Consider the following 26,111-nt stretch of genomic DNA (forward strand, 5'->3'; position numbering starts at 1 on the left):
CCTCACGCCTGCCCCATCACCGTGCGCGTCAGCGCGCTTCTTGCAAATTTCTTCAGCGGCATCGGCTTGCCGAACAGGTAGCCCTGCACCTGGTCGAAACCGAGTTCGTTGACGGCCATCAGGTCGCCGCGGCTTTCAATGCCTTCGGCGGCCGTGCGCACGCCGTAACCCTGCGCAAGCTCGACGATGTGGCGGCACACCGTCCGCTTCAGGCGATCATTGCCGCAGCCGGTGATGAACTGCCGGTCGGCCTTCACATTGATGAAGGGGATATTGTCCAGGCCCATCAGCTCCGGCCAGTTGGCGCCGAGATTGTCGATCGACAGGCCGATATTGTGGAAGCGCATTTCGCGTGCAGCTTCGGTGAGGAATTCGATGTCGTGGATCGCCTCCTCGCTGGCGATTTCGATCGTCAGCCCGCCGAAGGCCGGATGCGTCGGCACGCGGCGACAGAGATCGCGCACCGCCTGCGGCTCCCTGAGGTAGGGCGCAGGCAGGTTGATCGACAGATCGACCGCGCTTTGCCGCTCCAGGAGATAGTGCCAGTCCTGCAGCGCGCGCTCGATCACGAATTCCGACAGGTCGCGGAAATGCGGATCATGTGCCTCGGGGATGAAATAGGCCGGCGGCACCACGCCCCAGGTCGGATGCCGCATCCGCACCAGCGCCTCGGCGCCGCACCGGACCAGCGAGCGCGCGTCGATTTTCGACTGGTACCAGAGCTCGAGCCAGCCCGCATGCAGGGCCTCGCCGACATGCACGGCCGGGCTCGGCGCCGGCTCATCGGGCAGCAGCATCGCCACGCGCTCGCGCAGCGTCTCCGCGGCAAAGGGCGTGGTGAGCGGCGGCAGCATCGCAAGTCCATATTCCTCGCCGACCTGCTGTACCGCCTTCAGGATGATCGATTCGCGCGCGCCGACCGCCACCACCTTGCCGACAAAGGCCTCGCGCACCAACGTCTCCAGAAATTTTCCCGGCTCGATGCCGTCAGCGGCTATGCCGAACAGGATCAGGTCCGGCAATTCGTTGGCGAGCACCGTTTGCAGCTCGTCTGCGCTGCCGCATTCGCTGGTGACGAAGCCGAGATCCTCGAGCACCTCACGCAGGAAAGCGCGCAAATGGCGCTTGCCGTCGGCCACGCAGGCGCGCGGCGTCACCTTTCGCTGTCCGAAAGTCTTTGGCCCCCTCTCGGCGACTTCTCTGATCCCATCACTCATCGCAAACCACTCCCGTTCCGTGACAGTGGTGTTACCGATATGAACGGATTCAAATATGGAGAGCTTCAGCCGATTGTTGAATTATCCGGGTAACGTTAAAGCCGCCATCATGTGTAAAATTGTCCGGATTATCTTCCAGAAGATTTCACGTTTGCCGTCGTCTTGCGTGCAGCGACGCGACAATCGCTGAGATTTCCAAGAGGACGACGGCCGCGCGTGAGCGCAGCCGGTGTCCTGCAATTGGACGACGCTGCGCGTGCTTCGCCCAAATCAATAACGCCGGTATCAGTTGGCCGTCGCCTTCTCGTGCTCGGCCATGCCGACCGCCTTGTAGTCATAGGTCGGATAGAATTCGGTGCGGTACGGCCCCCACGCGGTGTCCTCGATGATGCGGTTGACCTCGCGCAGCCGCGAGGCCGGCAGCCGCAGCGTGACTATCTGGCCGATACCCATCATCACGTACCAGCTCACGACCTCCACGCCCGCCGGTGGAAAGGCTTTGCGGAAGCCTTGCTTGTCGAGCTGCGCATTCAGCTCACCGAGCGGACGCGACTGGTCATGCTTGAAGAACACGGTGAGCAGCACGGCATTGTCGGCGGTCGGCGCGGCGTTGCCGGAGGGCGGCGCCGTCTGCGCCATCGTCGCCGGTGAGAGCGCGCATGCGCCCGTCAGCCACGCCGTCAACATCAGCGCCAGTCGGATCGATCTCATCGCCTGTCTCCTTCCCAATGCAGCATGCGAGGCATCGGAGAATAGGAGCCACACGTTCAGTCCACGAATTCATTTTCGCGCGATGCGCGCAAGTTGCGCCGCCGCGCGTGACAGTCATGCGACAACTCGCGCAGGCGTCGGGCCGAGAAGTGTGAAGCACCTCACATGCGTCTTGCTGCACCTGCGCTATTGGTCCACCCAGCCGGTGGTGGGCTGTCAGGGATTGCAGCTATGACAACGCGGCGATTGATCTATTGGTGGTTCAGGATCGTGATGTCAGGGCGATTTCTCGATCGCTTCCTGTGCCTGCCGCACGCGCCCGAATAACGGGGAAGACAGTTTCTGTTTGAGCATGATCTTGTCGGAAAACCGCTTCACAATCTTCCGGATCATGCTCTAAGTCGCCCCGATTAATTTGCGAAGCGCCGCCGCGCCGTCCTGCACGGCGTCGCGGCCCTTCCAGGCCAGATAGCTGAGCTTGCCGCCCAGCGTTTCCTGGCTGCGCAACCGGCGCGAACCGAGGATGTGACCGACATTGGCGGGGAAGCGACTGACTTCGGCCGACACCAGCGCCGCGATCGCATCCATCAATTGCTGAAGCCGGACGCCCCATTCGCTCTGCTCGATGCCGTCGATGCGAAGCTTGAGTGCATGCTCGGCCTCGTAGATTTCGGTGAGCAGGTCGCGCGCGACGAGGAAGCGGTTGTGGCGGAGTGCAATCCGCAGGGCGAGGCGCTTGTCATCGAGCCGGTCGAGCGCCATGGGAACCACGCAAGCATAAGGCGCCGCTGCGATGTCGGCAGCGCTCTTGCTCGCGGCCGCATTTGTCGCAAGATAGGCGAGCTGCCAGAATGTCTTCAGGCGCCTCGCCACCAGCGCCAGTGCAAAGGGCAGCGCATTGGGATTGGCCTTTTTGAAAGCGTCGAGCCGCGCGGTGATCTGGGCGACCTGGCCGTCGTCGAACTTCGTGATGGTCTCGGGCAGCTTCTCGTTGAACTTCCGCAGGGCATCACCGGCGCGCAGCACCTGCTGCATCTTCTTCACGTCCTCGAAGGCGGTACGCGAAGCCGTGTATTGCGCGAGCTTGCCGCGCGCGAACTCTGTGCTCTCGGCCGAGGCGAGCGTGTTCTCGAGCACCTTGACGACCTTGACCTGAAAGGTCGTCGCGATCTTCGTCACTTCCTTGAGATTGTTGGCGGTGACCTGGTCGTTGATGGCCTTGACGTAGTCGCGCGCCATGGTCGGCAGCAGGTCGCGGCAGATCCATTCCCAGATCGGGGTGAGCGTGTTGCGCGAAATTCGTCCCGCATTGGCGTGCTCGGGCGCGCCGTCCATCAACAGCAGCTCGAGCGGCGCGAAGAAGTAGCGCGAAGGATTGGTGGCGCGCGCCTGGCTCGACCCGTCCTTGCGAAACTCGGCGCGCAGTTTTGCCTGCACGCCGGCCGAGCCCGGCATGTCGATGCCGCACAGTTCGAGTCGCTCGAGTTCGCTCAGCAGACAGCTGCGCGATAACGGCGTCAGCTTGTGCAGGAACTCCGAAAGCTGGTCGACCTCGTCCATGGCACGCAATCTCTCGCAACGATTCCAGCAGGCCCGCCGGTGGCCCAGTGCATGGAGGCATTTGCGCGCTCTCAATTGTGACAAAGAGAAGCAGGCCACCGTTAATTTATCCGTAAAATCCGGGGCGCCCCCGGGGCAAGCGGAGTCGCGATCGCAGAGAATGCCTTCGGCGTTCTGCTTATGATTTAGGCAGATTTATCAACCCTGACATAGTCAAACAGTCAAATCTGCAAGCACAGATTGTGCCTGCGTCGCCTTTTCAGCACAGAACCGACAAAATCGCCGTAGTCTTACGGAGAAAAAGTTAACCACAGACCGCCTCTGGTTCCGCTACATCATCACATGGGGTCACACAATGATACGGTTGCTGATTCGTGGCCGTCGGAATTGTTCGAAAGCAGCACTGCTCCGGCCGAAGAGCTCGATTTCGTCCGGCTGAACGCCGCCCGTGCCAACGCGGCCGACGAGATGGCTGCGGCCATCGCCCGCGAGCTCAACGGTCCCCTGACCGCGCTCCTGCTCTACATGGGCGAGATCAAGCATCACAGCGACCAGCTCGCGCCCGTCTCGACGGACCGCGCCTATTTGCAGCAGGTGGTGGAGAATGCACTGGCGCAGACCGAGCGCGTCTGCGGCCTGGTCAAGCGGCTCGCCGGATCTCACAAGGGCGCCTTGCCTGCACCGTCCACAGCCGAGGGTTCCGAATTGAGTGCCGGCCGCGCGCTGCCGGCGCCGCGCGAGGCGGGCTCCGAATCATCGGGCCTGCCGGGCAAGCGGCTGACCAAGCGCGAGCGTGAAGTGCTGCGGCTGATCAGCGAGGGATTTTCGAACAAGCAGGGGGCGCTGCGGATGCAGATCAGCCCGCGCACGTTCGAGAGCCATCGGGCCGAAGCGATGCGCAAGCTCGGCGCGCGCAACACCGCGGACCTCGTCCGCGCGGCGCTGCTGCATTCGATCGATTGAGGCTTCGTCCTGCGCCGCCGAGGAGCAGCGCACCTAAAAATAATCTTCGGCAAAGGGGCGCACGCGCGAATTGGGCCGCCGCGCGTTCGGCTCGTCCTTCGGGGCATTCGGGATGATGGTGATGGTCCAGCGCGGCGGGATGGTCGAATCCTGCTCCAGCACCGAACGGACAAAACCCGTCACCGTGGACTCGCCCGCCTTCACCGTGGCCATCCGGCCGTTGAACTGTGCGATGCGGAAGCGACGGACCTCTTTCTGGTCCGCAGTCTCATAGGTGAACATGGAAACCCTCCTGGTTTCCGGCGACTATCGCCACCTATGATTAGTCATCTGTGAAAATTGCAAACCGTATAAGTACGGCGGGGTGCCTCAGCCCTGCGGTTCCTGCGCCTTTGCGGCGGTGAAGGCGTCATCCATCTGCCGCAGCAGATCGTTGAATTCGGCGTCGTCGAGCGTGCCGGCGGAGCTCTCGAGCCGCAGCGCCAGCGCCGCGAGCCGGAGATAGCCGAACGTCCTGGCCGTGCTCTTCAGCGAATGCGCCTCGCGCGCGATCCGGCCACGATGCTGGCCCAGCGCGAACGTATGAAACAGCTTGAGCCGCGCACTTGTCTCGCTCCAGAATACCGCGCGCACTTCACAGGCGCCGTCCTCGCCGATCTCGCGCACCAGCACGGTGAACGCGCCAGGCTCGCGCAGCGGTTCAGGCTCGCGCAGCGCTCAAGCTCGCGCAGGGGCGCGGTATCGAGCGCGCCCTGCATGGGCACAAAGGCGGCGTCAAACATGGTGTCCCCTGATGCGCGTCGTCGTGCGCGGCGTCCGGGACATCTACGCCATCCCCATTTCGGTTCTGGTCACGAGATATGCGGTGTTTGCAGGCGGCGTTAAGCACTTGCTTTACTATGTGCCGCGGCCGTCAGGGCCCGAGGAGCCGGTCGTACTGGGCCTTGACCGTGGCGTAGCATTCGCATGCCGTCTGGCGCAGCCCGTCCAGATTGAGGATCTGGATATGTCCGCGGCTGTAGTGGATGAAATTGGCCTGCTGCAGGGTATTGGCGACCAGCGACACGCTGTTGCGGCGCGCCCCGATCATCTGCGCCATGGCCTGCTGGGTCAGGAGCAACCGGTAGTCGCCCGACAAATCATGGGTGTGCAGCAGGCAGCGCGACAGCCGCGCCTCCACCGGATGCGCAGCGTTGCAGCCCGCGGTCTGCTGCACCTGCGCGTAGACCGCGAGCCCGTGGCGCGTCAGCAGCGTCCGCACAGCGGAGCTCTGTTCGGCAGCCATGCGCAGCCGATCGAGGTCCATCACCGATGCGACACCGGGAACCAGCACCACCGCCGTGTTCAGTGCGCAGGCATCACCCATTGTCGAGAGTGTCCCGAGCAGGCTGTCGCGGCCGACCATGGCCACCTGCACATGCTCGCCCTTGGCAAGTTTCACGATCAGGGAGATCACGCCACGGTGCGGGAAATAGGCGCGCTTGAGCATTTCGCCGGCTTCGACCAGTAAGGCCTCGTGCGGCAGATCGACTGTGCGCAGATGTGCGCGGATCAATTCATAGTCGTCGGCCGACAGTGCCGACAGGAAACCGTTCGATGGGCGTGCCATCGTTTCCAAATCTGCCTCCCGTCTCCTCCGCCCGTGGATCGCCCGGAATCCGCCATTCGTGTCGGGTAAGTTCCATCATGTTCTCAGCGGGACATATTGGCAATTGGTTCATTGTTCGCACCTGCGCCCCTCCAGCGCCACCACCTTTCTCCTTCGTCGATTCTTTTCAGCCGTCAGCAATTGCCTCGCGCCATTGCGTGACCTGGCGCCGCGCGCGGCCTGCGCAGGCCGTTCCCGCCGGATGTGCCGCTGGCCGCCATCGAGGACTGCCTTGCCCAACGTCATGCCGCTGCTGCGCGGCTGGGTTAGCGCGTTATTGTCCGCGACGCTCGCGAGGTAAGAGTCCGTTTACCGCGAGCGCAGTGCTTGCGGATTCAGCGCAGCATCGGCAGACGGTCGCAGAGCCGATTTCGGTCGCGCGTGATTTGATTCAATTCGTGGGTGCCGTGCATATCTTCCGATTTTGGCGGGATTATTTTGCGCATGTCGTGACGCTATTATTGGTGCGTTTACCTGTTGCGCTTCCGGCCCGATGCCGCGTGCGGGTTGGTCGAAAACCGCAGCCTCACGCGGTCGAACAGCCCACCTCACTTCAATATCCGTATTAGCACGGAGGATGAAATTAACGAGACCGTGAAATGGGTTGTCTAACAACCTAGAAGCGGACTTCCGCCGATCTAAGCGCGGCGCAGGCGTCGAGGTCAGCTCAGTCAAGGCGTAACTTATGGATGATCTGTTGCGGGAGTTTCTGACGGAGACCGGCGAGAGCCTGGACACCGTGGACAATCAGCTGGTGAAGTTCGAGCAGGAGCCGAACAACGCCAAGATCCTGGATAACATCTTCCGCCTGGTCCACACCATCAAGGGTACGTGCGGCTTCCTCGGCCTGCCGCGGCTCGAAGCGCTGGCGCATGCCGGCGAGACGCTGATGGGCAAGTTCCGCGACGGCATGCCGGTGACGGGACCGGCCGTGACGCTGATCCTGTCCTCGATCGACCGCATCAAGGAGATCCTGGCCGGCCTGGAGGCGACCGAAGCCGAGCCCGAGGGCACCGACCGCGATCTCATCGACAAGCTGGAAGCGATGGTCGAGCAGGGCATGGCGGCAATGGCCGCCGGCGCTGCGGCTCCCGTTGCTGAAGCGCCGCCGCTGGTGCCGGACGTCCCGGCTGCCGCTGCGCCTGCTCCCGTAAAAGAGATGACCACAGGCGCGCTGATCGACCAGACCCTGGAGCGTCCGCTGCGTCCGGGCGAAGTCTCGCTCGACGAGCTCGAGCGCGCCTTCCGCGAGACCGCGATCGAAGCGCCAGCGCCTGTTGTCGCGGTCAAGGCCGCGCCCGCGCCGGCCGAAGCGCCCGCCCCTGTTGCCGCCAAGGAAACTGCCAAGGACGCCGTCAAGGAAGCTGCGAAGCCCGCCAAGGAGAAGGCCGCGCCGAAGAAGTCGATGGCCGAGGAGGGCGCTGGCGAAGGCGACCGCATCGCCAACCAGTCGATCCGCGTCAACGTGGATACGCTGGAGCATCTGATGACCATGGTCTCCGAGCTGGTGCTGACCCGCAACCAGCTGCTGGAGATATCAAGGCGCAACGAGGACACCGAGTTCAAGGTGCCGCTGCAGCGCCTCTCCAACGTCACCGCCGAGCTGCAGGAAGGCGTCATGAAGACGCGCATGCAGCCGATCGGCAATGCCTGGCAGAAGCTGCCCCGCATCGTCCGCGATCTCTCGAGCGAACTCGGCAAGCAGATCGAGCTGGAGATGCACGGCGCCGACACCGAGCTCGACCGCCAGGTGCTCGACCTGATCAAGGACCCGCTCACCCACATGGTGCGCAACTCCGCCGACCATGGCCTGGAGACCCCCGCCGAGCGGCTCGCCTCCGGCAAGGGCGAGCAGGGCACCATCCGGCTCTCCGCCTATCACGAGGGCGGCCACATCATCATCTGCATCGCCGACAACGGCCGCGGCCTCAAGGCCGCTACATGGTGCAGTACCGCGAGCAGCTGATGCCGCTCATCGCCATGGAGAGCGTCACTATTGCCAGCCAGGGCGCGCAGCCGATCCTGGTGTTCTCCGACGACGGCCGCTCCATGGGCCTCGTCGTCGACGAGATCATCGACATCGTCGAGGAACGGCTCAACATCGAGGTCGGCGGCTCCGCCTCCGGCATCCTGGGCTCGGCCGTGATCAAGGGCCAGGCCACCGAGGTGATCGACGTCGGTCACTTCCTGCCGATGGCGTTCGCCGACTGGTTCACCCGCAAGGAGATGAAGCCGTCGATGCACTCGCAGTCGGTGCTGCTGGTCGACGACAGTGCGTTCTTCCGCAACATGCTGGCGCCGGTGCTGAAGGCGGCCGGCTACCGCGTCCGCACCGCGCCGACCGCGCAGGAGGGCCTGGCGGCGCTCCGCGCGCAGAGCTTCGACGTGGTGCTGACCGACATCGAGATGCCCGACATGAACGGGTTCGAGTTCGCCGAAACCATCCGCTCCGACAGCAATCTCGGCGCGATGCCGATCATCGGCCTCTCCGCCCTGGTGTCGCCGGCGGCGATCGAGCGCGGCCGTCAGGCCGGCTTCCACGACTATGTCGCCAAGTTCGACCGTCCCGGTCTGATCGCGGCGCTGAAGGAACAGACCGCGGGCGCCGCCGGCGCCTCCGAGCTGAGCCGGGCAGCGGCGTAAGGACTTCAGGGATCAGGAGAGACCGAGATGAGCAAGAAGACGCAAACGGGCGAAGGCGCCATGGTCGAATACGTCACCGCGATGATCGGCGGCCAGTTGTTCGGGCTGCCGATCTCCCGCGTCCAGGACGTGTTCATGCCCGAGCGCGTCACCCGCGTTCCGTTGTCCTCGAGCGAGATCGCGGGCGTGCTGAACCTGCGCGGCCGCATCGTCACCGTGGTCGACATGCGCGCCCGCCTCGGCCTGCCCAAGCCCGAGGACGGCAAGACCGCAATGGCGGTCGGGGTCGATTTGCGCGGTGAATCCTACGGCCTGCTGATCGACCAGATCGGCGAGGTGCTGCGCCTGCCCGAGGACGGCAAGGAAGACAACCCGGTCAACCTCGACCCCCGCATGGCCAAGCTCGCCGGCGGCGTCCACCGCCTCGACGGCCAGCTCATGGTCGTCCTCGACGTCGATCGCGTCCTCGAGCTCAAGACCGAAGTGCAAATGGCTGCCTGAACTTTCACGAAAGACATTTCAAGCCGGAGAACGAAGATGAAGACCTGTTTGGTGGTTGACGATTCCAGCATCGTTCGCAAGGTCGCCCGTCGTATCGTCGAAGCGCTGGGCTTCCAGGTCATTGAAGCGGAAGACGGCGTCGAGGCGCTGGTTCATTGCAAGAAGGCGATGCCGGAAGCCATCCTGCTCGACTGGAACATGCCCGTCATGGACGGCTTCCAGTTTCTCGGCACGCTGCGCCGCATGCCCGGCGGCGAAGAGCCCAAGGTCGTGTTCTGCACCACCGAGAACGGCATCGACCACATCACCAAGGCGATGGGCGGCGGTGCCAACGAGTACATCATGAAGCCGTTCGACAAGGACATCGTGTTGGCGAAGTTCCAGGAGGTCGGGCTGGTCGCGCGCGAAGAAGAGACGACTGCCTGAAAATACACCTGCCAGTAGCGTCAAGAGGTATCCTGTGAATCCGCCCGAGTACGAGTATCTGCGTAAGTTGCTGAAAGAGCGCTCCGGTCTCGATCTGTCCGCCGACAAGCAATATCTGATCGAAAGCCGCCTGCTGCCGCTGGCGCGCAAGGCCGGGATCTCCGGCATCCCCGAGCTCGTGCAGAAGCTGCAAGGCGGCTCGATCGCGCTGATCACCAGCGTGGTCGAAGCGATGACCACGAACGAGACCTTCTTCTTCCGCGACAAGATCCCGTTCGACCATTTCCGCGACACCATCATGCCTGAAGTCCTCAAGGCCCGTGCTGCCCGCCGCAGCGTGCGGATCTGGTGTGCTGCAGGCTCGACCGGGCAGGAGCCCTATTCGCTTGCGATGACTCTGAAGGAGATGGGCGCGGCCCTGACCGGCTGGCGCGTCGAGATCATCGCGACCGATCTTTCGCAGGAAGTGCTGGAGAAGGCCAAGGCTGGCGTGTACAGCCAGTTCGAGGTGCAGCGCGGCCTGCCGATCCAGATGTTGATGAAACATTTCAAGCAGACCGGCGAGACCTGGCAAGTCAATCCCGATCTGCGGGCGATGATCCAGCACCGGCAGCTCAATTTGCTGCAGGATTTCTCCCATCTCGGTACGTTCGACGTCATCTTCTGCCGCAACGTGCTGATCTATTTCGACCAGGAGACCAAGATCAACATCTTCAACCGCCTGGCGCGCCAGATCGAGCCCGACGGCTTCATGGTGCTCGGCGCTGCGGAGACCGTGGTCGGACTGACCGATACGTTCAGGCCGATTGCCGATCGCCGTGGCCTCTACAGGCCGAACGATCCGCGTGCCGCTATGGCGGCCGGTGCACCGGCGCCGCGGATGGTCGCGATGGCAGGGCGATAAGCATGGCCGAGGATGGCAAGGGCGCAGAGCGCGTCACATTCAGTCGGGGCTACGATGTCTGCATCATGGCCATCGATGGCACGTGGCGGCGCGACTGCACCCTCAATGCGATTTCCGACACCGATGCCATCCTCACGGTGGAGGGCTCGATTCAGGGGTTGAACCTGAAGGAGTTCTTCCTGCTGCTGTCGTCCACCGGCCTTGCCTATCGCCGCTGCGAACTGGTGCGCGTCAACGGCGCCGAGATGGACATCCAGTTCCTGCGCGGCAAGAACCGCAAGAAGCGTGGTGCGGCCAACGGCCATGATGCGGTGGCGTGATCGCCACGCGCAGTGTGCTGCCCCTCCCGGCACGTTGCTTCACATTTTCTGAAAACATCCGAACGAATTCGCAGGCCCGGCTTTACGTGGCCTAAGCGCGCACCCTGTATCAATGACAGGTCGCAATTTCAGGGTCCGGCCATGCCAAGAAGCTCTCTCTCCCCATCCCGTCAAACCTGCCCGACATCGCCGAGCGGCGCGCGCTTCAGCTCCTGGTGGTCGATGACGACGCCACGCAGCGCAGCCTGATCACGGTCGCCGCCAAGCAGGCCGGCCACGAAGTCGTCGTTGCGCCGTCGGTTGCGGAAGCGATCGAAAAGCTGCGCGCGGGCCGCTTCGACTGCGTCACGCTCGATCTCGTGCTGGAGGATGGCGACGGCATCGACGTGCTGCGCGAGATGGCGGCGGCGAAATTCACGGGCTCCGTGATCGTCATCAGCGGCATGGACGGCAAGCGCCGGAGCGGTGCACGCAGCTTCGCGCGCTCGGTCGGGATCGAGCTTCAGAGCCTGCCGAAGCCGCTGGATCTCGCGGCGCTGCGCATCAGCCTCGCCAATCTCGGCAAGACGGCGATGGGGCTGCCGACGATCCATACCTGGGGTGGCGTCGCGACCGACGCGATCGTGGAGCGGCACCGCGCCTGACGCGCGGAGCTGCCATGCAATCGGCTGCGGCAACCCCGCCGTGCCGATTGCAGCCTAATCCGGATTGGCAGATTCAGATAGCTTCTGAAGCGCCTGGCCGAGCTCCGCCCGGCAGGCGTTGAGGGCGGCGGTCGCTGTCGCGTAACGGGGCGTAACGTCGTCGAGCACGACAATTTCGGTGGAACCCGAGATCGCACTCAAGATAGCGCTATCGTCTTCAGGCTCCATCGCCGCGTCGATCAGGCGTATACTGATCTCGATGCGCGCGATCAGGGAGCGAAGTTCGGCCGTGATCAGCTGACGGTTGTCGGTTTCAGCCATTGCGGCGAGTGGGGGTATGCCGGCGTAATTTAGCATGGATATTCTCCGTCACCCGCAATAAGGCACCTTGGCGCTACTTGTGCGTTAAGTTCATGTCCCGTACTAATGCGGGGTGGGTCAGATCTGCGCCGAAAGCCATAACGTTGGGCGCGGACGCGAGTCCTTGAACGCCGAACGGACTGGGCAATCGCCTTGGCGAATGGACATGGCACATGGTCGAACAAACCTCCCGTGGTGAGATCTTCGTGGTCGATGACGACCCGGCTGTTCGCGACACCCTGTCGATGGTGTTGAAGGCGGCGGGGTATGAGGTGATCTGTTTTGCGGACGGCGCAGCACTGCTCTCCGTTGCGCGAAGCCGCACGCCCGCTGCCGTGCTGCTCGACGTGCACATTCCGGGAAAGTCGGGCCTCGATATTCTCAAGGAGCTGCACGGCGAAGACTATCCTGCGCCGATCTTCATGATCTCCGGCCAGGGCGACATTGCGATGGCGGTGGGCGCCATCAAGAGCGGCGCGCTCGACTTCATCGAGAAGCCGTTCCGCGGCAGCGAGATCGTCGCCCGGCTGGACGAGGCGATCGGCGCTTATGCACGCCGGCAGTCGGAGAGCGCATCACCGAAATTCGGTTCGCTGCATTTCCCCGGACGCGAGCCGCTGACCCGCAGGGAGCGCGAAGTGCTCGAGCAGTTCGCGGCCGGTGCCTCCAACAAGGAAGCCGGTCGCACTCTTGGCATCAGCCCGCGCACCATTGAGGATCACCGCGCCAACATCATGAAGAAGCTCGGCGCCCGCAATGCCGCCGATCTGATCCGCATCGTGATGACCGCGGCCCAGCGAGCGTCGTAAAGTCTATTGGTGGCGTGGCGTAGTGTCGTAGCCCGGATGGAGCGTAGCGAAATTCGGGGACTGCATATGCGGTAAGACTGTCCCGGATTGCGCTGCGCTCCGTCCGGGCTACGGGCTTTCCCCTTACGCCTGCAGCGCCTTGCGAATGATCCGCGCCAGATCGGACTTGCGATAGGGCTTCGCCAGCAGCAATACGCCTGAATCCAGCCGGCCGTGATGGATGATCGCGTTTTCGGTATAGCCTGATGTGTAGACCACCCTGAGGCCGGGGCGCGACTTCAACACCTCGTCAGCGAGCTGCCGTCCGTTCATCTTGCCGGGCATGATCACGTCGGTGAACAGCAGGTCGAACGGCTTGCCGCTCGCGACGATGGTGAGCGCCTCCGCGGCATTGGCGGCCTGCAGGGTGACGTAGCCGAGCGAATGCAGCTGGGCCAGCACGTAATCGCGCACCAGCCGGTCGTCCTCGACCACGAGGATGGTCTCGTGCCCGCCCTGGATCGAGGCCGGCATCATGCCATCGGCGGCCGGCGTCGGCGTCTTGCCGGGCGGCAGATACATCTTGATCGTGGTGCCGTGACCTTCCTCGCTGTAGATCTTGATGTGGCCAGCGGACTGCTTGATGAAGCCGTAGACCATCGAGAGCCCGAGCCCGGTGCCCTTGCCCGGGCCCTTCGAGGTGAAGAAGGGATCGAACACGCGCGCCAGCATGTTGACTGGAATACCGGTGCCTGTGTCGCTCACCGCGATCAGCACGTAGTGCCCGGGCCTGACGTCGTTGACGCTGGCATAGACCTCGTCGAGATAGGCGGCGCCCGTCTCCACGATCAGCTTGCCGCCGCCGGACATTGCGTCGCGCGCGTTGAGCGCGAGGTTGAGGAGCGCCGTGGTGAGCTGGTTCGGGTCGACCACGGCGACGCAGCTCTCGTGCTCGAACACGGATTCGATCTGGATGTGCTCACCCAGCGTCGGCCGCAATAGCCTCGCGGTGTCGATGATCAGCGAATTGATGTCGATCTCGCGCGGCTGCAGCGGCTGCTTGCGTGCGAAGGCCAGCAGGTGCTGGGTCAGCTCGGCGCCGCGGCCGGCGGCCTCGTCGATCATCTTCGTGATCGCGGCAAGCCCCGGATCGCTGGCCACGGCCTCGGCCAGGATCTCGATCGTCCCGGTGATCACGGTGAGGATATTGTTGAAATCGTGCGCCACGCCGCCGGTGAGCTGGCCGACCGCCTCCATCTTCTCGGCTTGACGGCTGCGCTCCTCGGCCGCGATCTTCTCGGTGAGATCGCGGTAGAACGAATTGAAGAAGACGCCGTCGCGCCGACGCAGCGCCGTGACGCTGAGCTCGGCCCTGAATTCCTTGCCGTCGCGCCGGCGCACCAGAAGCTCGCGCCGTGGACCGGACAGCTGTTGCTCGCTGGATTCGAGAAACAGCTGAAGTCCGGCCCTGACCCCTTCGCGCTCGGCGGGAGCGACGAACAGATCGATGGCATTCTTGCCGACAGCCTCCTCGCGCGACCAGCCGAACAGCTTCTCGGCCTGCGAATTCCAGGTCAGGATGGTGCCGGTCTGGTCTGTCTGAGTGAAGGCATCGAGCGCGGTCTCGACGATGTTGCGCGCAAGCTGCTCGCTGTCCCGCAAGGACTCGGCGGCTTGCCTCGCCTCGGTCATGTCGCGCCCGACGAAGAAGAAGCGCCTGGCCTGGTCCGACCAGCTGCCGAGCCAGGATAGCCAGACCTCGTGGCCGTCCTTGTGAATGCACCGCGTATCGGCGAGCTTCGGATGTCCGCCGCGCCGGAGTGCGCGCATCTCCTCGCGGGATTGCTCGAGATGGCCGGGATGGAGGAAATCGACGCCGCTGCGCCCGATCATCTCGTCGGGCCGGTAGCCGAGAATGGTTTCGCTGCTCGGGCTGATCTGCACGATCTCGCTGTGCGAGTTCATGATCATGATCAGATCCTGCGAGGTGTCAAAAAGCTGCCGCCGCTCCTCCAGTTGCTGCTGTACCGTCCGCTCGGCGCGCCGCGCTTCGGTCAGGCTGCGCGCGGAGCCGGAAGCGCCGACGACCTCGCCCGACGGCCCCCTGATCGGGGAGAGGCCGAGCGAGATCTCGACCGGCGTGCCGTCCTTGCGCAAGCGCACGGTTTCGAAGCGCTCGATGGGCTCGCCCCGGGCGATCCGCTGCAAAATATTTTTGCCCTGCTCGCGGCGGTCGGGCGGGACGATGATGGAGGTGGATTTCCCGATCGCCTCGTCGGCCGAATAGCCATAGAGGGCGTTCGGCGGAAGGATTCCAGCCCGTGATAATGGCATCGAGCGATTGCATTACGATCGCATCGTCGGATGACTCGATCGCGGCACTGAACAGGCGCTCACGCGCTTCATGATGAATTCGCGCGGCCTCGGTGCGGCGATGCTCCTCGATCTCGCGTTCGAGCGCGGTGGTTTTTGCCCGCGTCTCTTCGACCATCTGGGCAAAGGCCCGCGCCAGCACGCCCGTCTCGCCGCTGGCGTCGACGGGTATGTCTGCCGGCCGTCCGCTGCCGATGGCCTCCACAGCTTCCGTCAGACGCACGATCGGGCGCGTCAAGGACCGCGCCAGGAGCACCGCGAGGGCAGCCGCGGCGAGCACGGCAAGTACGCCGACGAGCAAGGAGGTCTTTTGAATGGCCGCCGGCACCCGGCCGAACACGGGCGGGGGATGGTTTCGATGATCGCGATCCATTCCTTGCCTGCAAGCAGCGCTGGCGCGATCGCCGCGCCGTTCGGCTTGCCCGACGCGTCGGTCGTCAGGTGGGTGGATCCTTCGAGCTTGCCGGCCAGCGCTGCAAAAAACGGAAAGTCCTGACGCCAGTCGGTGGGATGGCCGCGCATCGAGCCGAATTCCCGCGCGCGATCGGGGTGGACGAGATAATCGCCGCGCGCGTTTACGACGTAGATTTCTCCCCCTGTGCTCGTGGTCGCGCGGACGCGGTCCAGTGCCGGGCGCATGTCGATGTTGGCGATGATGATGCCGAACGGCTTGCCGTCCGGCGTGAACAGCGGCGTCGCGACCCGCAACGTCGGAATGTGAAGATCGGTGGTTCCCCCGTTGCGGCTGGCGAGATCGACCGGAGAAACATAGACCTCGCCCGGCGCCAGTCGCATTGTGTCCTGAAAATAGGCCCGCTCGGTCTTGTGCTCCAATTCGTCATTGGGGACGATCCGCGCCGCTCCGTTCGGGCCGGAGCGATCGACGCGGACCAGCTCGCGCTGATCGTCATCAAGGCCGATAATTCGAAACTGTCCGTAGCTGGGTTTGGCGTTGATCTCGGCCGCGAGGCGCGCTGCGATGCGCTCGCGCCAGGTTTGCTCGAAACGCCGTCGAGAGCGTCGATGCCGCCTGCGATGTGGGCGCGGATCAGGCCATTGATCGCTGCGGCGGAGCGATAGCCGAGGAGATCGCCGCGGGCTCCGGCAACGTAGGATTCAAGATTGGTCGCCAGGAGACGTGACTGGGCTTCGACGCGTTCCATGACCCGCGGAGTGACGGCTTCAGTCGTATTGCGATAGCCCAGCCACCCCACTGCGGCTACGGTCACCGCCACCAGCAGGATCATCGCGATCGTGAGCCGCGTTGCGAGCCTCATGGGAATCTTCGCTCCGCTTCCCGCATGGCCGCGCCTGTTCCGGTCTGGGACGGAACGAAGGCCCTTGTCATCGGCGGCCGGTGCCGACATCGAGCCCCGCCGGCTCGCTCGCCTTCAGGCACCTGTCGACCGCCGCCGGCAGCGCATCCGCCCGGAACGGCTTCTGCAGGCTTGCGACCGCGCCGAGCTTGGTCGCCATCTTCAGGAAGTCTGGCTCGGCATAGGCATCCGGCGTGATCGAGCGGCCCGAAATGACGACGATCGGGATCGCCGGCTGCAGCGCCCGGACGTGACGCATTGTTTCCAGCCCGTCCATGCCGGGCATCAAGATGTCGAGGAACAGCAGGTCGAACTGGCCGCGCTCGAACAGGAAGAGCCCTTTTTGGCCGTCGCCGGCGACCGTCACGTGATGACCGGCCCGCTCCAACAGCAGGCGTATCGTAAGCTGGACGGCCGGGTCGTCATCCACAATCAGGATGTTGGCCACGTCAAAAAACCTCCGGATCGGGCAGGGAAGTTCCCTGCGACCCAAATCAAAGCATCAAATATGAAATTGTTGCGCGGATTGTCGTCTACCTGCAAGCACTTCGGGACATCTCCGGGGACGTTCGTGCGGATATTGCACCGCACCTTGGCCAGCGCACCTTCTCGTGCACAGCAAAACCTTGCGCCCTGCCCGCGCGGCGTCTTGCGAGGAGTGGAGGGCTTGTGGGAAGAGCAGGACGGATTTCCCGGACGGACAAGGAATGATGACCGAAAAGAAGAAAACACCCGACCAGCTCCGCAGCGCTCGCTGGTTCGCGCCCGATGATCTCCGCTCGTTCGGCCACCGCTCCCGCGCCATGCAGATGGGCTATGCCCCGGAGGAGTGGAAGGACCGGCCGTGCATCGCGATCATCAACACCTGGTCGGAAGCGCAGCCCTGCCACATGCACTTCAAGTCGCGCGTCGACGACGTCAAGCGCGGCATCCTGATGGCCGGCGGCCTGCCGGTGGAATTGCCGGCGCTGTCGCTGTCGGAATCGCTGCTGAAGCCGACCACGATGCTCTATCGCAATCTGCTGGCGATGGAAGCCGAGGAGCTGTTGCGCAGCCATCCCGTCGACGGCGTGGTGCTGATGGGCGGCTGCGACAAAACCACGCCGGCGCTGCTGCTCGGTGCGACGTCCATGAACATTCCGGCGATCTATCTGCCGGCAGGCCCGATGCTGCGCGGCAACTGGAAGGGCAAGACGCTCGGCTCCGGCTCCGACGGCTGGAAATACTGGGACGAGCGGCGCGCCGGCAAGATTTCCGACAAGGACTGGCTCGACATCGAAGCCGGCATCGCCCGCAGCTACGGCACCTGCATGACCATGGGCACGGCCTCGACCATGACCGCGATCGCGGAGGCGATCGGCATGACGCTGCCCGGCGCCTCCTCGATTCCCGCCGCAGATGCCAACCACATCCGCATGGCCTCCGAATGCGGCCGCCGCATCGTCGAGATGGTGTGGGAGGATCTGACGCCGACGACGATCCAGACCCGCAAGGCGTTCGAGAATGCCATCGCGGTTGCGATGGCGATGGGTTGCTCGACCAATGCGATCATCCATCTGATCGCGCAAGCGCGCCGCGCCGGCCAGGACATTGGCCTCGACGATTTCGAGATCGCGAGCCGCAAGGTGCCCGTGATCGCCAATGTCCGCCCCAGCGGCGATGCCTATCTGATGGAAGATTTCTTCTATGCCGGCGGCCTGCCGGCACTGATGGGCCAGATCAAGCCGCATCTGCATCTCGACTGCATCACGGTGAGCGGCAAAACCCTTGGCGAGAACATCGAGGGCGCCGAGGTTCACAATGCCGATGTCATCCGCGGCGTGGATAATCCCATCTACAAGGAGGGTGCGCTTGCCGTGCTCAAGGGCAATCTCGCCCCCGACGGCTGCGTCATCAAGCCCTCCGCCTGCGCGCCGCGCTTCCTCAAGCACACCGGGCCCGCGCTGGTGTTCGACGACTATCCCTCGATGAAGAAGGCCGTCGACGATCCCAACCTGGACGTCACCGAGGATCATATCCTGATCCTGCGCAATGCGGGGCCGCAGGGCGGACCGGGCATGCCGGAATGGGGCATGCTGCCGATCCCGACCAAACTCGTGAAGCAGGGCGTGCGCGACATGGTGCGGATCTCGGATGCGCGCATGAGCGGCACCAGCTATGGCGCCTGCATCCTGCACGTCTCACCGGAGTCCTACATCGGCGGCCCGCTGGCGCTGGTGCGGAACGGCGACCGCATCACGCTCGACGTCGCCGCGCGCACCATCAATCTCGATGTGCCCGAGGCCGAGCTCGACAAGCGCCGCGCCGCCTGGAAGCAGCCCGAGCGGCGCTTCGAGCGCGGCTATGGCTGGATGTTCACCAGGCATATCAAGCAGGCCAATGACGGCTGCGACTTCGACTTCCTCGAGACCGATTTCGGCGCGCCGATCGGCGAGCCGTCGATTTACTGAGCTGTCGTTCCGGGGCGTGCGGAGCGCGAGCCCGGAACCCATTTCACCGCGCGGTATGCGGCCCGATGGATTCCGGGCTCGCCGCTGCGTGGCGCCCCGGAATGACAAGAGGATGCACCCATGACCAAACTTTCCGAAGCCACCCGCAATAAGCTCAAGGCCGTCTCCACTGCCACCGTCGCCACTGCGCTGTTCAAGCGCGGCCTGCGCATCCAGATGATGCAGGATGTGCACCCGCTCGGTGCGGACCAGCCGACCATGGTCGGCGAGGCCTTCACGCTGCGCTACATGCCGGCGCGCGAGGATCTCAACACCATCGACGTCTTCAGGGATCGCTCCCATCCGCAGCGCAAGGCGGTCGAGGATTGTCCGGCAGGCAGCGTGCTGGTGATGGACAGCCGCAAGGACGCCCGCGCGGCTTCCGCGGGCGCCATCCTGGTGACGCGTCTGATGAAGCGCGGGGTCGCCGGCGTCGTCACCGACGGCGGTTTTCGTGATTCCGCCGAGATCGCCAGGCTCGGCATCCCCGCTTACCATCATCGCCCCTCGGCGCCGACCAATTTGACCCTGCATCAGGCGATCGAGATCAATGTTCCCATCGGTTGCGGCGATGCGCCGGTGTTTCCAGGCGACGTCATTCTGGGCGATGCCGACGGCGTCATCGTCATCCCCGCGCATCTTGCGGATGAGATCGCCAACGAAACTTTCGAGATGACGGCATTCGAGGATTTCGTCACCGAGGAAGTCGGCAAGGGCCGCGGCATCTTCGGTCTCTATCCCGCGACCGATCCGCAGACGCTCACCGATTTCGCGGAATGGCGGAAGAAGAACGGACGATAACTCTCCATCCGGGCCACGTCCTTACGCCTCCGCCATTCCCGCGGCCCACAGCGCGAACGCATACACGATCGCGACTTCATCGAGCCTGTCAAAACGCCCCGAGGCGCCGCCGTGGCCGGCGCCCATGTTGGTGCGGAGCAGGACCGGCCCGCCGCCCGTCATGGTCGCACGCAGGCGGGCGATCCATTTGGCGGGCTCCCAATAGGTGACGCGCGGATCGGTCAAGCCGCCCATCGCCAGGATCGCCGGATAGTCCTTGGCCGCGACATTGTCGTAGGGCGAGTACGACAGGATGGTGCGAAAATCCTTTTCGCTCTCGATCGGGTTGCCCCATTCCGGCCATTCCGGCGGCGTCAGCGGCAGCGTGTCGTCGAGCATGGTGTTGAGCACGTCGACGAACGGCACCTCGGCGACGATGCCCGCGAACAATTCGCCGGCACGGTTGGCAACCGCGCCCATCAGCATGCCGCCGGCCGAGCCGCCATGGCCAACGATGCGCTTGGAGCTGGTGTATTTCGCGTCGATCAGCGCGCGGGCGCTGGCGGCGAAATCATCGAACGAATTGGTCTTCTTCTCGCGCTTGCCGTCGAGATACCAGCCCCAGCCCTTGTCGGCGCCGCCGCGGATATGAGCGATGGCGTAGACGAAGCCGCGGTCGACCAGCGACAGGCGGTTGGCGTTGAAGGAGGCCGGCATCGCCATGCCGTAGGAGCCGTAGCCATAGAGCAGCAGCGGCGCCGTACCGTCGAGCTTCAATCCGCGGCGATAGAGAATCGACACCGGCACCTCGGCACCATCCTGCGCCTTCGCCATGATGCGGGTGGTGACGTAATCGCTCGCGTCGTGCCCGGACGGAATCTCCTGACGCTTGCGCAAGGTTCGCGTCCGCTTGGCCATGTCATAGTCGTAGACCTCCGACGGCGTCGTCATCGACGAATAGGCAAAGCGCAAATTCGTCGTGTCGAATTCGTAGGAGCCCATCGCGTCGAGCGAATAGGCGGCCTCGTCGAACGCGATCGCGTGCTCCTCGTTTGAAGCGAGATCGCGGATCACAATCGCCGGCAGCGCGTTGGCGCGCTCCAGCCGCACCAGATGGCCGGCATAGAGATCGAGATCGATGATGTAGATGCCGGGACGATAGGGGTCAGGTCGCGCCAGTTCTTCCGCTCGGGCGAAGCGAGCGGCGCGGTGACGATCTTGAAGTCGATGGCGCCGTCCGCATTGGTCAGAATGAAGAGCTCGTCGCCGCGATCGGCCAGCGAATACTGCACGCCCTCCTCGCGCACCGCGACAAGGCGCGGCGGCGCTTCCGGACGGGTGAGATCGATCAGCCGCTGCTCGCTCGTCTCGTGGTCGCCACCGGCGATCACGCAGAAGCGGCCGCTGGTGCTCTCATGCAGATGGGTGAACCAGCCGGAATCCGGCTCCTCATATACCAGGGTGTCGTCCGCCTGCCTGGTGCCGAGCCTGTGCCGCCACACCTGCATCGGGCGATGATTGTCGTCGAGCTTCACGTAGAAGAAGGATTTCGCATCCTTGCTCCAGACCACGCCGCCGTCGGTCTCCTCGACGAGGTCATCAAGATCCGTGCCCGTCGCCCAGTCGCGCACGCGGATCGTAAAATATTCCGAGCCCTTGGTGTCGGCACTCCACGCCTGCAGCTTGTGATCGTCCGAGTGGCGGCTGCCGCCGAACTTGAAATATTTGTGGTCCTTGGCGAGCGCATCGCCGTCGAGCACGATATGGCTCTCCCCGCCGTCGCGCGGCATCCGGCCGAACAGCTCGTGCTGGCCGCCCTCGCGAAATTTGCGGAAATAAGCGAACGGTCCGTCCGGCGACGGCACGCTGGAATCATCTTCCTTGATGCGGGCGCGCATCTCGCGCACCAGCGTCTTCTGCAAGCTCGCGGTGTGGCCGAGCAGGCCCTCGGTGTAGCCGTTCTCTTCGTCCAGATATTTGCGGATGTCGGGATCGAGCACTTTGGGCTCGCGCAGCACCTCCTGCCATTTCGCGTCCTTCAGCCAGGCATAATCGTCGGTCACGGTGATGCCGTGACGGGTGAAGGAATGCGGCCGGCGCGGAGCGACGGGAGCCGTGCTGGTTTTGCTGGTGTCGGGCAAATCGATCCTCGAAGCAGGGATGTGTCTTGCCTCTATATCAGATCGAATATGGGGGATTTAAAGAAGCGGCGCTTGCACCGGCGCCTGGCTCCCTCGCCCCGCTTGCGGGGAGAGGGTGGGGTGAGGGGGAGTCTCCGCGGGAACGGTGAGAATTGGACTTGCGGAGAGTCCCCCTCACCCGGAATGCGCGCGGAAGCGCGCCCATTCCGGCCTCTCCCCGCACGCGGGGAAAGGCGAAGAAGCTTACACCGCCACCTGTTCGCCGAGATACGCCACCGCCGCCTCGAGTCCGCCCTTGCCGTGCGGGATCTTCAGGGCATTGAGGCCGACCTCGATGACCCCGAGCGTGCCGAGCAGCATCGGCGCATTGACGTGGCCCATATGGGCGATGCGGAAAGCTTGTCCCGAGAGGTCGCCGATGCCGGTGCCGAGCACGACGCCGCACTTCTCCTTGCAATAGCGCTGCAGCACTGCGGGATCGTGGCCGGTGGTCATGGTCACCGTGGTCACGGTGTTGGAGCGCTCATGCGGTTCGGCGACGTTGAAGCCGAGCGCCTGGCCCTCCGTCCATGCGCCGACCGCGCGACGCGCGGCTTCGCCGAGCAGGGCGTGGCGGCGGAACGCGTTCTCCAGGCCTTCCTCGTGAATAAGGTCGATCGCCTGGCGCAGCGCGAACAACAGATGCACCGGCGCGGTGCCGGCATATTTGCGATAGTTCTCGGTGCCCTCGCGCTCGCTCCAGCTCCAATAGGGCGTCGCCATGTTGGCGCGTCTGTGCGCGTCCTGCGCGCGTGCGCTGGCCGCGACGAAGCCGAGGCCGGGCGGCGTCATCAGCCCCTTTTGCGAGCCGGACATCGCGACGTCGACGCCCCATTTGTCCATCTCGAACGGCATGCAGCCGAGCGAGGCGACGGTGTCGACCATGTACAGCGCGGGATGGCCGGCCGCCTTGATCGCCTTGCCGATCGCCTCGATGTCGTTCTGCACGCCTGAGGCCGTATCGATCTGGACGACGACGACGGCCTTGATCTTGTGCTCGGTGTCGCGGCGCAGCCGCTCCTCGACCTCGTGCGGCCGCACTGCACGGCGCCAGTCGCCCTTGAGCACCTCGACCTCGGCGCCCATCAGCGCTGCCGCATTGCCCCAGCCGATCGCAAAGCGTCCGCTCTCCAGCACCAGCACCTTGTCGCCGCGCGACAGCACGTTGCTCAGCGCGGCTTCCCAGGCGCCGTGGCCATTGGCGATGTAGATGTAGGACTTGCCCTTGGTCGCGAACAGATTCGACAGGTCGCCGAGCAGGCTTTCAGTGAGCTCGAGCATCTCCTTGGAGTAGATGTCGATCGCCGGACGATGCATCGCCTGCAGCACCGCATCGGGCATCGTGGTGGGCCCGGGGATGGCCAGAAATTCCCGGCCCGCGCGAACGGTCATTGCTATCTTCCTTGTGTCGTGAAGACTGTCTGGTGGGTCGCTGATTCACACTTCTACGCGGCGGCGCGGCCTGAGAAAAGCGCGTAAAATGCAGGTCTGAGCTGGGTTATCGCTTCGTCTCGCGGCAGCCGGCGGCCTCGGCCTCTTCGACCGAGCAGAACCAGCGGGTGCCCTTGCTGATCTTCATCTTGATCTGGGCGTACCAGCGGCTGGTCGGGGTGTGGTAGATGCACTCGCCGGCGGTGTTGACATTGCCCTTGATGGTGCAGTCCGGCGAGGGCGCGACCGGCCCCGAGGCCGAGGCGAGCAACACCGCATGGGCGCCTTCGGGCGGCTTGGTGGCGCCCAGGATCGTCGTCTTCTTGTTGCGCACGCGCCAGTCCCAGGGCGCGATGAAGGCGCCCTGCCACATGCCGGCCTTGGCCTCGCGCGCGGCAGCCTCATCCGCATCGTAATCGTGGGAGACGCGGGCGTAGGCCAGCGCCCAGCCGCTGCGCACCAGCCATTTCTGGATGTCCTCGCCGCCGACCTCGCAGCGCGCCACGGTGCGGCCGCGCCGGTCGATCGAGCGGGCATGGCAGACCCAGTTCTTGCCGTCGCTGTATTTGGCAAGCTCGTCGCGCGCTGCCGCGCCGCAAGTCCAGCGCTCGGACTTGTTGTTGAGGCAGAGCTGGTCGGCCGACGGCGCGTCGATGCCGCCGAGCCGGATCCGCGTGCTACCGATCACGACGGAATCGCCATCGTGGATCTTGGCTGTACCGGTGATGTCGGCCGCCTGCGCCAGCGACGGGAGCGTGAGCGGAGACAGCGCAATCAGGAGTTTTCGCAACATGCCGGTCCGCATTGTCGTCCGCATTGTCTTGGGAACACCTCGATAAGCTGCGCAATTGTGGTCGGCTTTGGGCTGCTCGGCCAGCAAATGCTTAGCCGAGAGGCTTTCAACTTCCCGTCATTGATCAACAGTCCTCGTGTCCCGGACGCGGCACGGCGTGCAACGCCGCTCCGCAGAGCCGGGATCCAGAAAATCGCGGAGGAGCCTTTCGGTGTCGTGGGCCCCGGATCTGCAGCGCACGCCGAAGAGGCGCTGCGCCGCGTCCGAGGCACGGATGGAGTGCGTCTCACCGCCCCACCATTCGCCGCCTCGCCACCGTCAGCCCCATCAGCACAAATGCCGACGTCACCTCCGGGCCGCCGACCAAAATCCGTGTCGGGGTCTTCATCTTGTTCCATTCATAGGCGCGGAACGGGCCGCGGCGGCCGCCTTCGCCCATGGCATCGACGATCACGTTCAGAGCCGGCGCGAACGCGCGCGGATCGGCGCCGAGATGGCCGAGCGCGATCAGCGCCAGCGCCGCGTCGAACACGTTCATCTCGGCGGCCATCAGCTCGCCCTGGACATAGGAGAGCACGCGGGCGCGGATGAAATCGAGATCGCCGTCGGGATCGATGGCGGCCTGGGCCGGCAGCGGCAGCGCTAGGAACGCGGCATAGCAGCGGCCGAAATATGCGCTGTAGAGCTCCGGCAGGTAATAGATGTGCGAGCGCGGATTGGCGAAGGCACCGCTCGCCGCCAGCCGTTTCTGGAAACCGATGATGCGATGAACGGTCGCAAGCCGCGCCGGCGTCTGCAAAATCTTCCAGCGTGCCAGGTTGCGAAAGCTCACCTCGAGAATGTCGAGATTGAGCGTCGGATCGAGATCGTTGCCGTAGGGCCGCTCGCCCTTGAGATTGTCGATCCAGGTCGCAACGCCGCCTTCGTAGTCGATGTTGTCGTTGAGCGGCACCGTCACGCGCGGCTCGTTGACACCCGCATGCACCTGATAGCCCGCGTAGAAATCCAGCAGCGGCTGGTCGATGATCGGATCGGTGCAGCCGGCCTGCGTCGCCGCGGAAATCGAGCACGCCGTGGTGTCGCAATCGGGCACATAGACGCCGAAGCCGAGGTCCTGCTTGATCTGGGCGAAATAGCGCGAAAAGCGCGGATGCGGTGCCGGCGCCAGTGCGGTGATGACGTCGAAGCGCGAGCCGTCGCTACCCCGAACCTCTTCGCGGCTGATATTGACGCAGAAATCGACCATGTCGGCGATGGCGCGCTTCGCCGCGATCGCGTCGGTCGGCGAGGCGAGACCGGTCTCGACATAGCTGAGCAACGCTTCGATGAAGAACGCGTCGTAGTAGGCCGAGCGGTGGCGGATCTGCACCGGCTCCCACATCGGCTCGGCAATCCCGCGCCAGGGCGGATTGACCACGGCGCGCGCGGGCGAGCGCGCGATGAAGACGCGGGCGAGATTGAACAGCAGCGATGAATTCTTGTAGCCGCGCGCGTTCAGCCCGGTGAGCGCCATGATCAACTCGCGGCCGCGGAAGTCGGGATCGCCGATCAAGTTGAAGGCGGCATAGGTCGGCAGGAAACCGTTGTTGCGGTACGAGCCGAGCAGATGCTGCGCGCAATCGCGCAGCACGCCGTCGATCTGCGATTGTGCCGGCATCGCGCCGACGAAATTGACCGGCGGCGGTTTTGGATGGTCGAGCGCGATGGTGTCGACAAGATCGGCGATGGGTTGGCCGACCGCCGCCCAGTCGGGTTCGGCATCGTCGCGGGCGCGGACCAGGGCCTCGCGCAGCCGGCTCAACTTGGCGTCGTCACGCAACTCGCTCAGGCCGGCGCGGCGCAGCAGCACCCGCAGTGCGGGGTTGCCGAGCGCGGTTTTGTAGAATTTCGCCAGATGCGGATCGCCGCTGGCTTGGCCCGACAATACGGGATCGCAGGCGTCATAAAGGGAAGGGCCGTCTTTCCGCGCCGTCAGCACCCGGCACGCGGCACCTGCAAAATAATGAAAGCTCATGAAATACCTGGTCGCGGGGGGACTTCGCGGGGCCAGGTCGATGATCTGCC

Annotated in this window: 20 protein-coding genes and 3 pseudogenes; 10 read left to right on the forward strand and 13 right to left on the reverse strand. The window is 64.4% G+C overall.

What is annotated here, in order from left to right; all coding sequences use genetic code 11:
• Positions 1-2: 2 nt before the first annotated feature.
• The 3 genes from ACTGJ9_RS06945 to ACTGJ9_RS06955 form a co-directional block, all read right to left on the reverse strand.
• The gene (locus ACTGJ9_RS06945) at positions 3-1,217 is read right to left on the reverse strand and encodes an EAL domain-containing response regulator (protein WP_456676464.1); all 1,215 of its coding nucleotides are present in this window, start codon (positions 1,215-1,217) and stop codon (positions 3-5) included.
• A gap of 285 nt (positions 1,218-1,502) precedes the next feature.
• Positions 1,503-1,928: a hypothetical protein gene (locus ACTGJ9_RS06950; RefSeq protein ID WP_456676465.1), complete on the reverse strand. Its 426-nt coding sequence runs from the start codon at positions 1,926-1,928 to the stop codon at positions 1,503-1,505.
• 396 nt (positions 1,929-2,324) lie between these two features.
• Complete coding sequence (locus ACTGJ9_RS06955; RefSeq protein WP_456676466.1) at positions 2,325-3,488, reverse strand: hypothetical protein; 1,164 nt, start codon at positions 3,486-3,488, stop codon at positions 2,325-2,327.
• Positions 3,489-3,830: 342 nt separating this feature from the next.
• Here ACTGJ9_RS06955 and ACTGJ9_RS06960 point away from each other — a divergent pair, with 342 nt between their 5' ends.
• On the forward strand, positions 3,831-4,451 hold the full coding sequence (locus tag ACTGJ9_RS06960) for a LuxR C-terminal-related transcriptional regulator (protein WP_456676467.1): 621 nt from the start codon (positions 3,831-3,833) through the stop codon (positions 4,449-4,451).
• Positions 4,452-4,484: 33 nt separating this feature from the next.
• On the opposite strand, the gene ACTGJ9_RS06965 is transcribed toward ACTGJ9_RS06960, so the two are convergent.
• The 3 genes from ACTGJ9_RS06965 to ACTGJ9_RS06975 all read right to left on the reverse strand — a co-directional run bounded on the left by ACTGJ9_RS06965 (position 4,485) and on the right by ACTGJ9_RS06975 (position 6,060).
• A complete protein-coding gene (locus ACTGJ9_RS06965; RefSeq protein WP_456676468.1) occupies positions 4,485-4,733 on the reverse strand; it encodes a hypothetical protein in 249 nt (82 codons plus the stop codon).
• An 87-nt stretch (positions 4,734-4,820) separates the two neighbouring features.
• On the reverse strand, positions 4,821-5,123 hold the full coding sequence (locus ACTGJ9_RS06970; protein WP_456676469.1) for an Hpt domain-containing protein: 303 nt from the start codon (positions 5,121-5,123) through the stop codon (positions 4,821-4,823).
• 241 nt (positions 5,124-5,364) lie between these two features.
• Positions 5,365-6,060, reverse strand: a complete 696-nt coding sequence (locus tag ACTGJ9_RS06975) for a Crp/Fnr family transcriptional regulator (protein WP_456678459.1) — start codon at positions 6,058-6,060, stop codon at positions 5,365-5,367.
• Between the two features lie 724 nt (positions 6,061-6,784).
• Here ACTGJ9_RS06975 and ACTGJ9_RS06980 point away from each other — a divergent pair.
• The 6 genes and pseudogenes from ACTGJ9_RS06980 to ACTGJ9_RS07005 all read left to right on the forward strand — a co-directional run bounded on the left by ACTGJ9_RS06980 (position 6,785) and on the right by ACTGJ9_RS07005 (position 11,537).
• Positions 6,785-8,742: pseudogene (locus ACTGJ9_RS06980) on the forward strand (hybrid sensor histidine kinase/response regulator).
• A gap of 27 nt (positions 8,743-8,769) precedes the next feature.
• The gene (locus ACTGJ9_RS06985) at positions 8,770-9,243 is read left to right on the forward strand and encodes a chemotaxis protein CheW (RefSeq protein WP_456676470.1); all 474 of its coding nucleotides are present in this window, start codon (positions 8,770-8,772) and stop codon (positions 9,241-9,243) included.
• 36 nt (positions 9,244-9,279) lie between these two features.
• Positions 9,280-9,669: a response regulator gene (locus ACTGJ9_RS06990; RefSeq protein WP_456676471.1), complete on the forward strand. Its 390-nt coding sequence runs from the start codon at positions 9,280-9,282 to the stop codon at positions 9,667-9,669.
• A gap of 34 nt (positions 9,670-9,703) precedes the next feature.
• Positions 9,704-10,573 (forward strand): CheR family methyltransferase, encoded by an 870-nt coding sequence (locus tag ACTGJ9_RS06995; RefSeq protein WP_456676472.1) that lies wholly within the window; start codon positions 9,704-9,706, stop codon positions 10,571-10,573.
• 2 nt (positions 10,574-10,575) lie between these two features.
• Positions 10,576-10,893 carry a PilZ domain-containing protein gene (locus tag ACTGJ9_RS07000; protein WP_212333651.1) on the forward strand — a complete coding sequence of 106 codons (318 nt, stop codon included), beginning with the start codon at positions 10,576-10,578 and terminating at the stop codon, positions 10,891-10,893.
• A 164-nt stretch (positions 10,894-11,057) separates the two neighbouring features.
• Positions 11,058-11,537, forward strand: a complete 480-nt coding sequence (locus ACTGJ9_RS07005) for a response regulator (protein WP_456678460.1) — start codon at positions 11,058-11,060, stop codon at positions 11,535-11,537.
• A 54-nt stretch (positions 11,538-11,591) separates the two neighbouring features.
• On the opposite strand, the gene ACTGJ9_RS07010 is transcribed toward ACTGJ9_RS07005, so the two are convergent.
• On the reverse strand, positions 11,592-11,894 hold the full coding sequence (locus ACTGJ9_RS07010) for a hypothetical protein (RefSeq protein ID WP_456676473.1): 303 nt from the start codon (positions 11,892-11,894) through the stop codon (positions 11,592-11,594).
• A 176-nt stretch (positions 11,895-12,070) separates the two neighbouring features.
• Here ACTGJ9_RS07010 and ACTGJ9_RS07015 point away from each other — a divergent pair, with 176 nt between their 5' ends.
• Positions 12,071-12,706, forward strand: a complete 636-nt coding sequence (locus tag ACTGJ9_RS07015) for a response regulator transcription factor (protein WP_456676474.1) — start codon at positions 12,071-12,073, stop codon at positions 12,704-12,706.
• A 123-nt stretch (positions 12,707-12,829) separates the two neighbouring features.
• Here ACTGJ9_RS07015 and ACTGJ9_RS07020 read toward each other — a convergent pair.
• Together ACTGJ9_RS07020 and ACTGJ9_RS07025 are read right to left on the reverse strand one after the other, a co-directional pair.
• Positions 12,830-16,425: pseudogene (locus tag ACTGJ9_RS07020) on the reverse strand (PAS domain S-box protein).
• Positions 16,403-16,822, reverse strand: a complete 420-nt coding sequence (locus ACTGJ9_RS07025) for a response regulator (RefSeq protein ID WP_456676475.1) — start codon at positions 16,820-16,822, stop codon at positions 16,403-16,405. The pseudogene ACTGJ9_RS07020 and the gene ACTGJ9_RS07025 overlap by 23 nt, the downstream one beginning before the upstream one ends.
• 262 nt (positions 16,823-17,084) lie before the next feature.
• Here ACTGJ9_RS07025 and araD point away from each other — a divergent pair, with 262 nt between their 5' ends.
• Together araD and ACTGJ9_RS07035 are read left to right on the forward strand one after the other, a co-directional pair.
• Positions 17,085-18,824 (forward strand): L-arabinonate dehydratase, encoded by a 1,740-nt coding sequence (araD, locus tag ACTGJ9_RS07030; protein ID WP_456678461.1) that lies wholly within the window; start codon positions 17,085-17,087, stop codon positions 18,822-18,824.
• A gap of 120 nt (positions 18,825-18,944) precedes the next feature.
• On the forward strand, positions 18,945-19,664 hold the full coding sequence (locus tag ACTGJ9_RS07035; RefSeq protein ID WP_456676476.1) for a ribonuclease activity regulator RraA: 720 nt from the start codon (positions 18,945-18,947) through the stop codon (positions 19,662-19,664).
• 21 nt (positions 19,665-19,685) lie between these two features.
• Here ACTGJ9_RS07035 and ACTGJ9_RS07040 read toward each other — a convergent pair.
• The 4 genes and pseudogenes from ACTGJ9_RS07040 to ACTGJ9_RS07055 form a co-directional block, all read right to left on the reverse strand.
• Positions 19,686-21,784, reverse strand: a pseudogene (locus ACTGJ9_RS07040) (S9 family peptidase).
• A gap of 243 nt (positions 21,785-22,027) precedes the next feature.
• Positions 22,028-23,215: a pyridoxal-phosphate-dependent aminotransferase family protein gene (locus ACTGJ9_RS07045; protein WP_456676477.1), complete on the reverse strand. Its 1,188-nt coding sequence runs from the start codon at positions 23,213-23,215 to the stop codon at positions 22,028-22,030.
• Positions 23,216-23,321: 106 nt separating this feature from the next.
• Complete coding sequence (locus tag ACTGJ9_RS07050; protein ID WP_456678462.1) at positions 23,322-24,047, reverse strand: thermonuclease family protein; 726 nt, start codon at positions 24,045-24,047, stop codon at positions 23,322-23,324.
• 286 nt (positions 24,048-24,333) lie between these two features.
• Complete coding sequence (locus ACTGJ9_RS07055; RefSeq protein ID WP_456676478.1) at positions 24,334-26,061, reverse strand: hypothetical protein; 1,728 nt, start codon at positions 26,059-26,061, stop codon at positions 24,334-24,336.
• Positions 26,062-26,111 lie beyond the last annotated feature (50 nt).

The organism is Bradyrhizobium sp. RDM12, assembly GCF_051917485.1.
GTDB lineage: Bacteria > Pseudomonadota > Alphaproteobacteria > Rhizobiales > Xanthobacteraceae > Bradyrhizobium.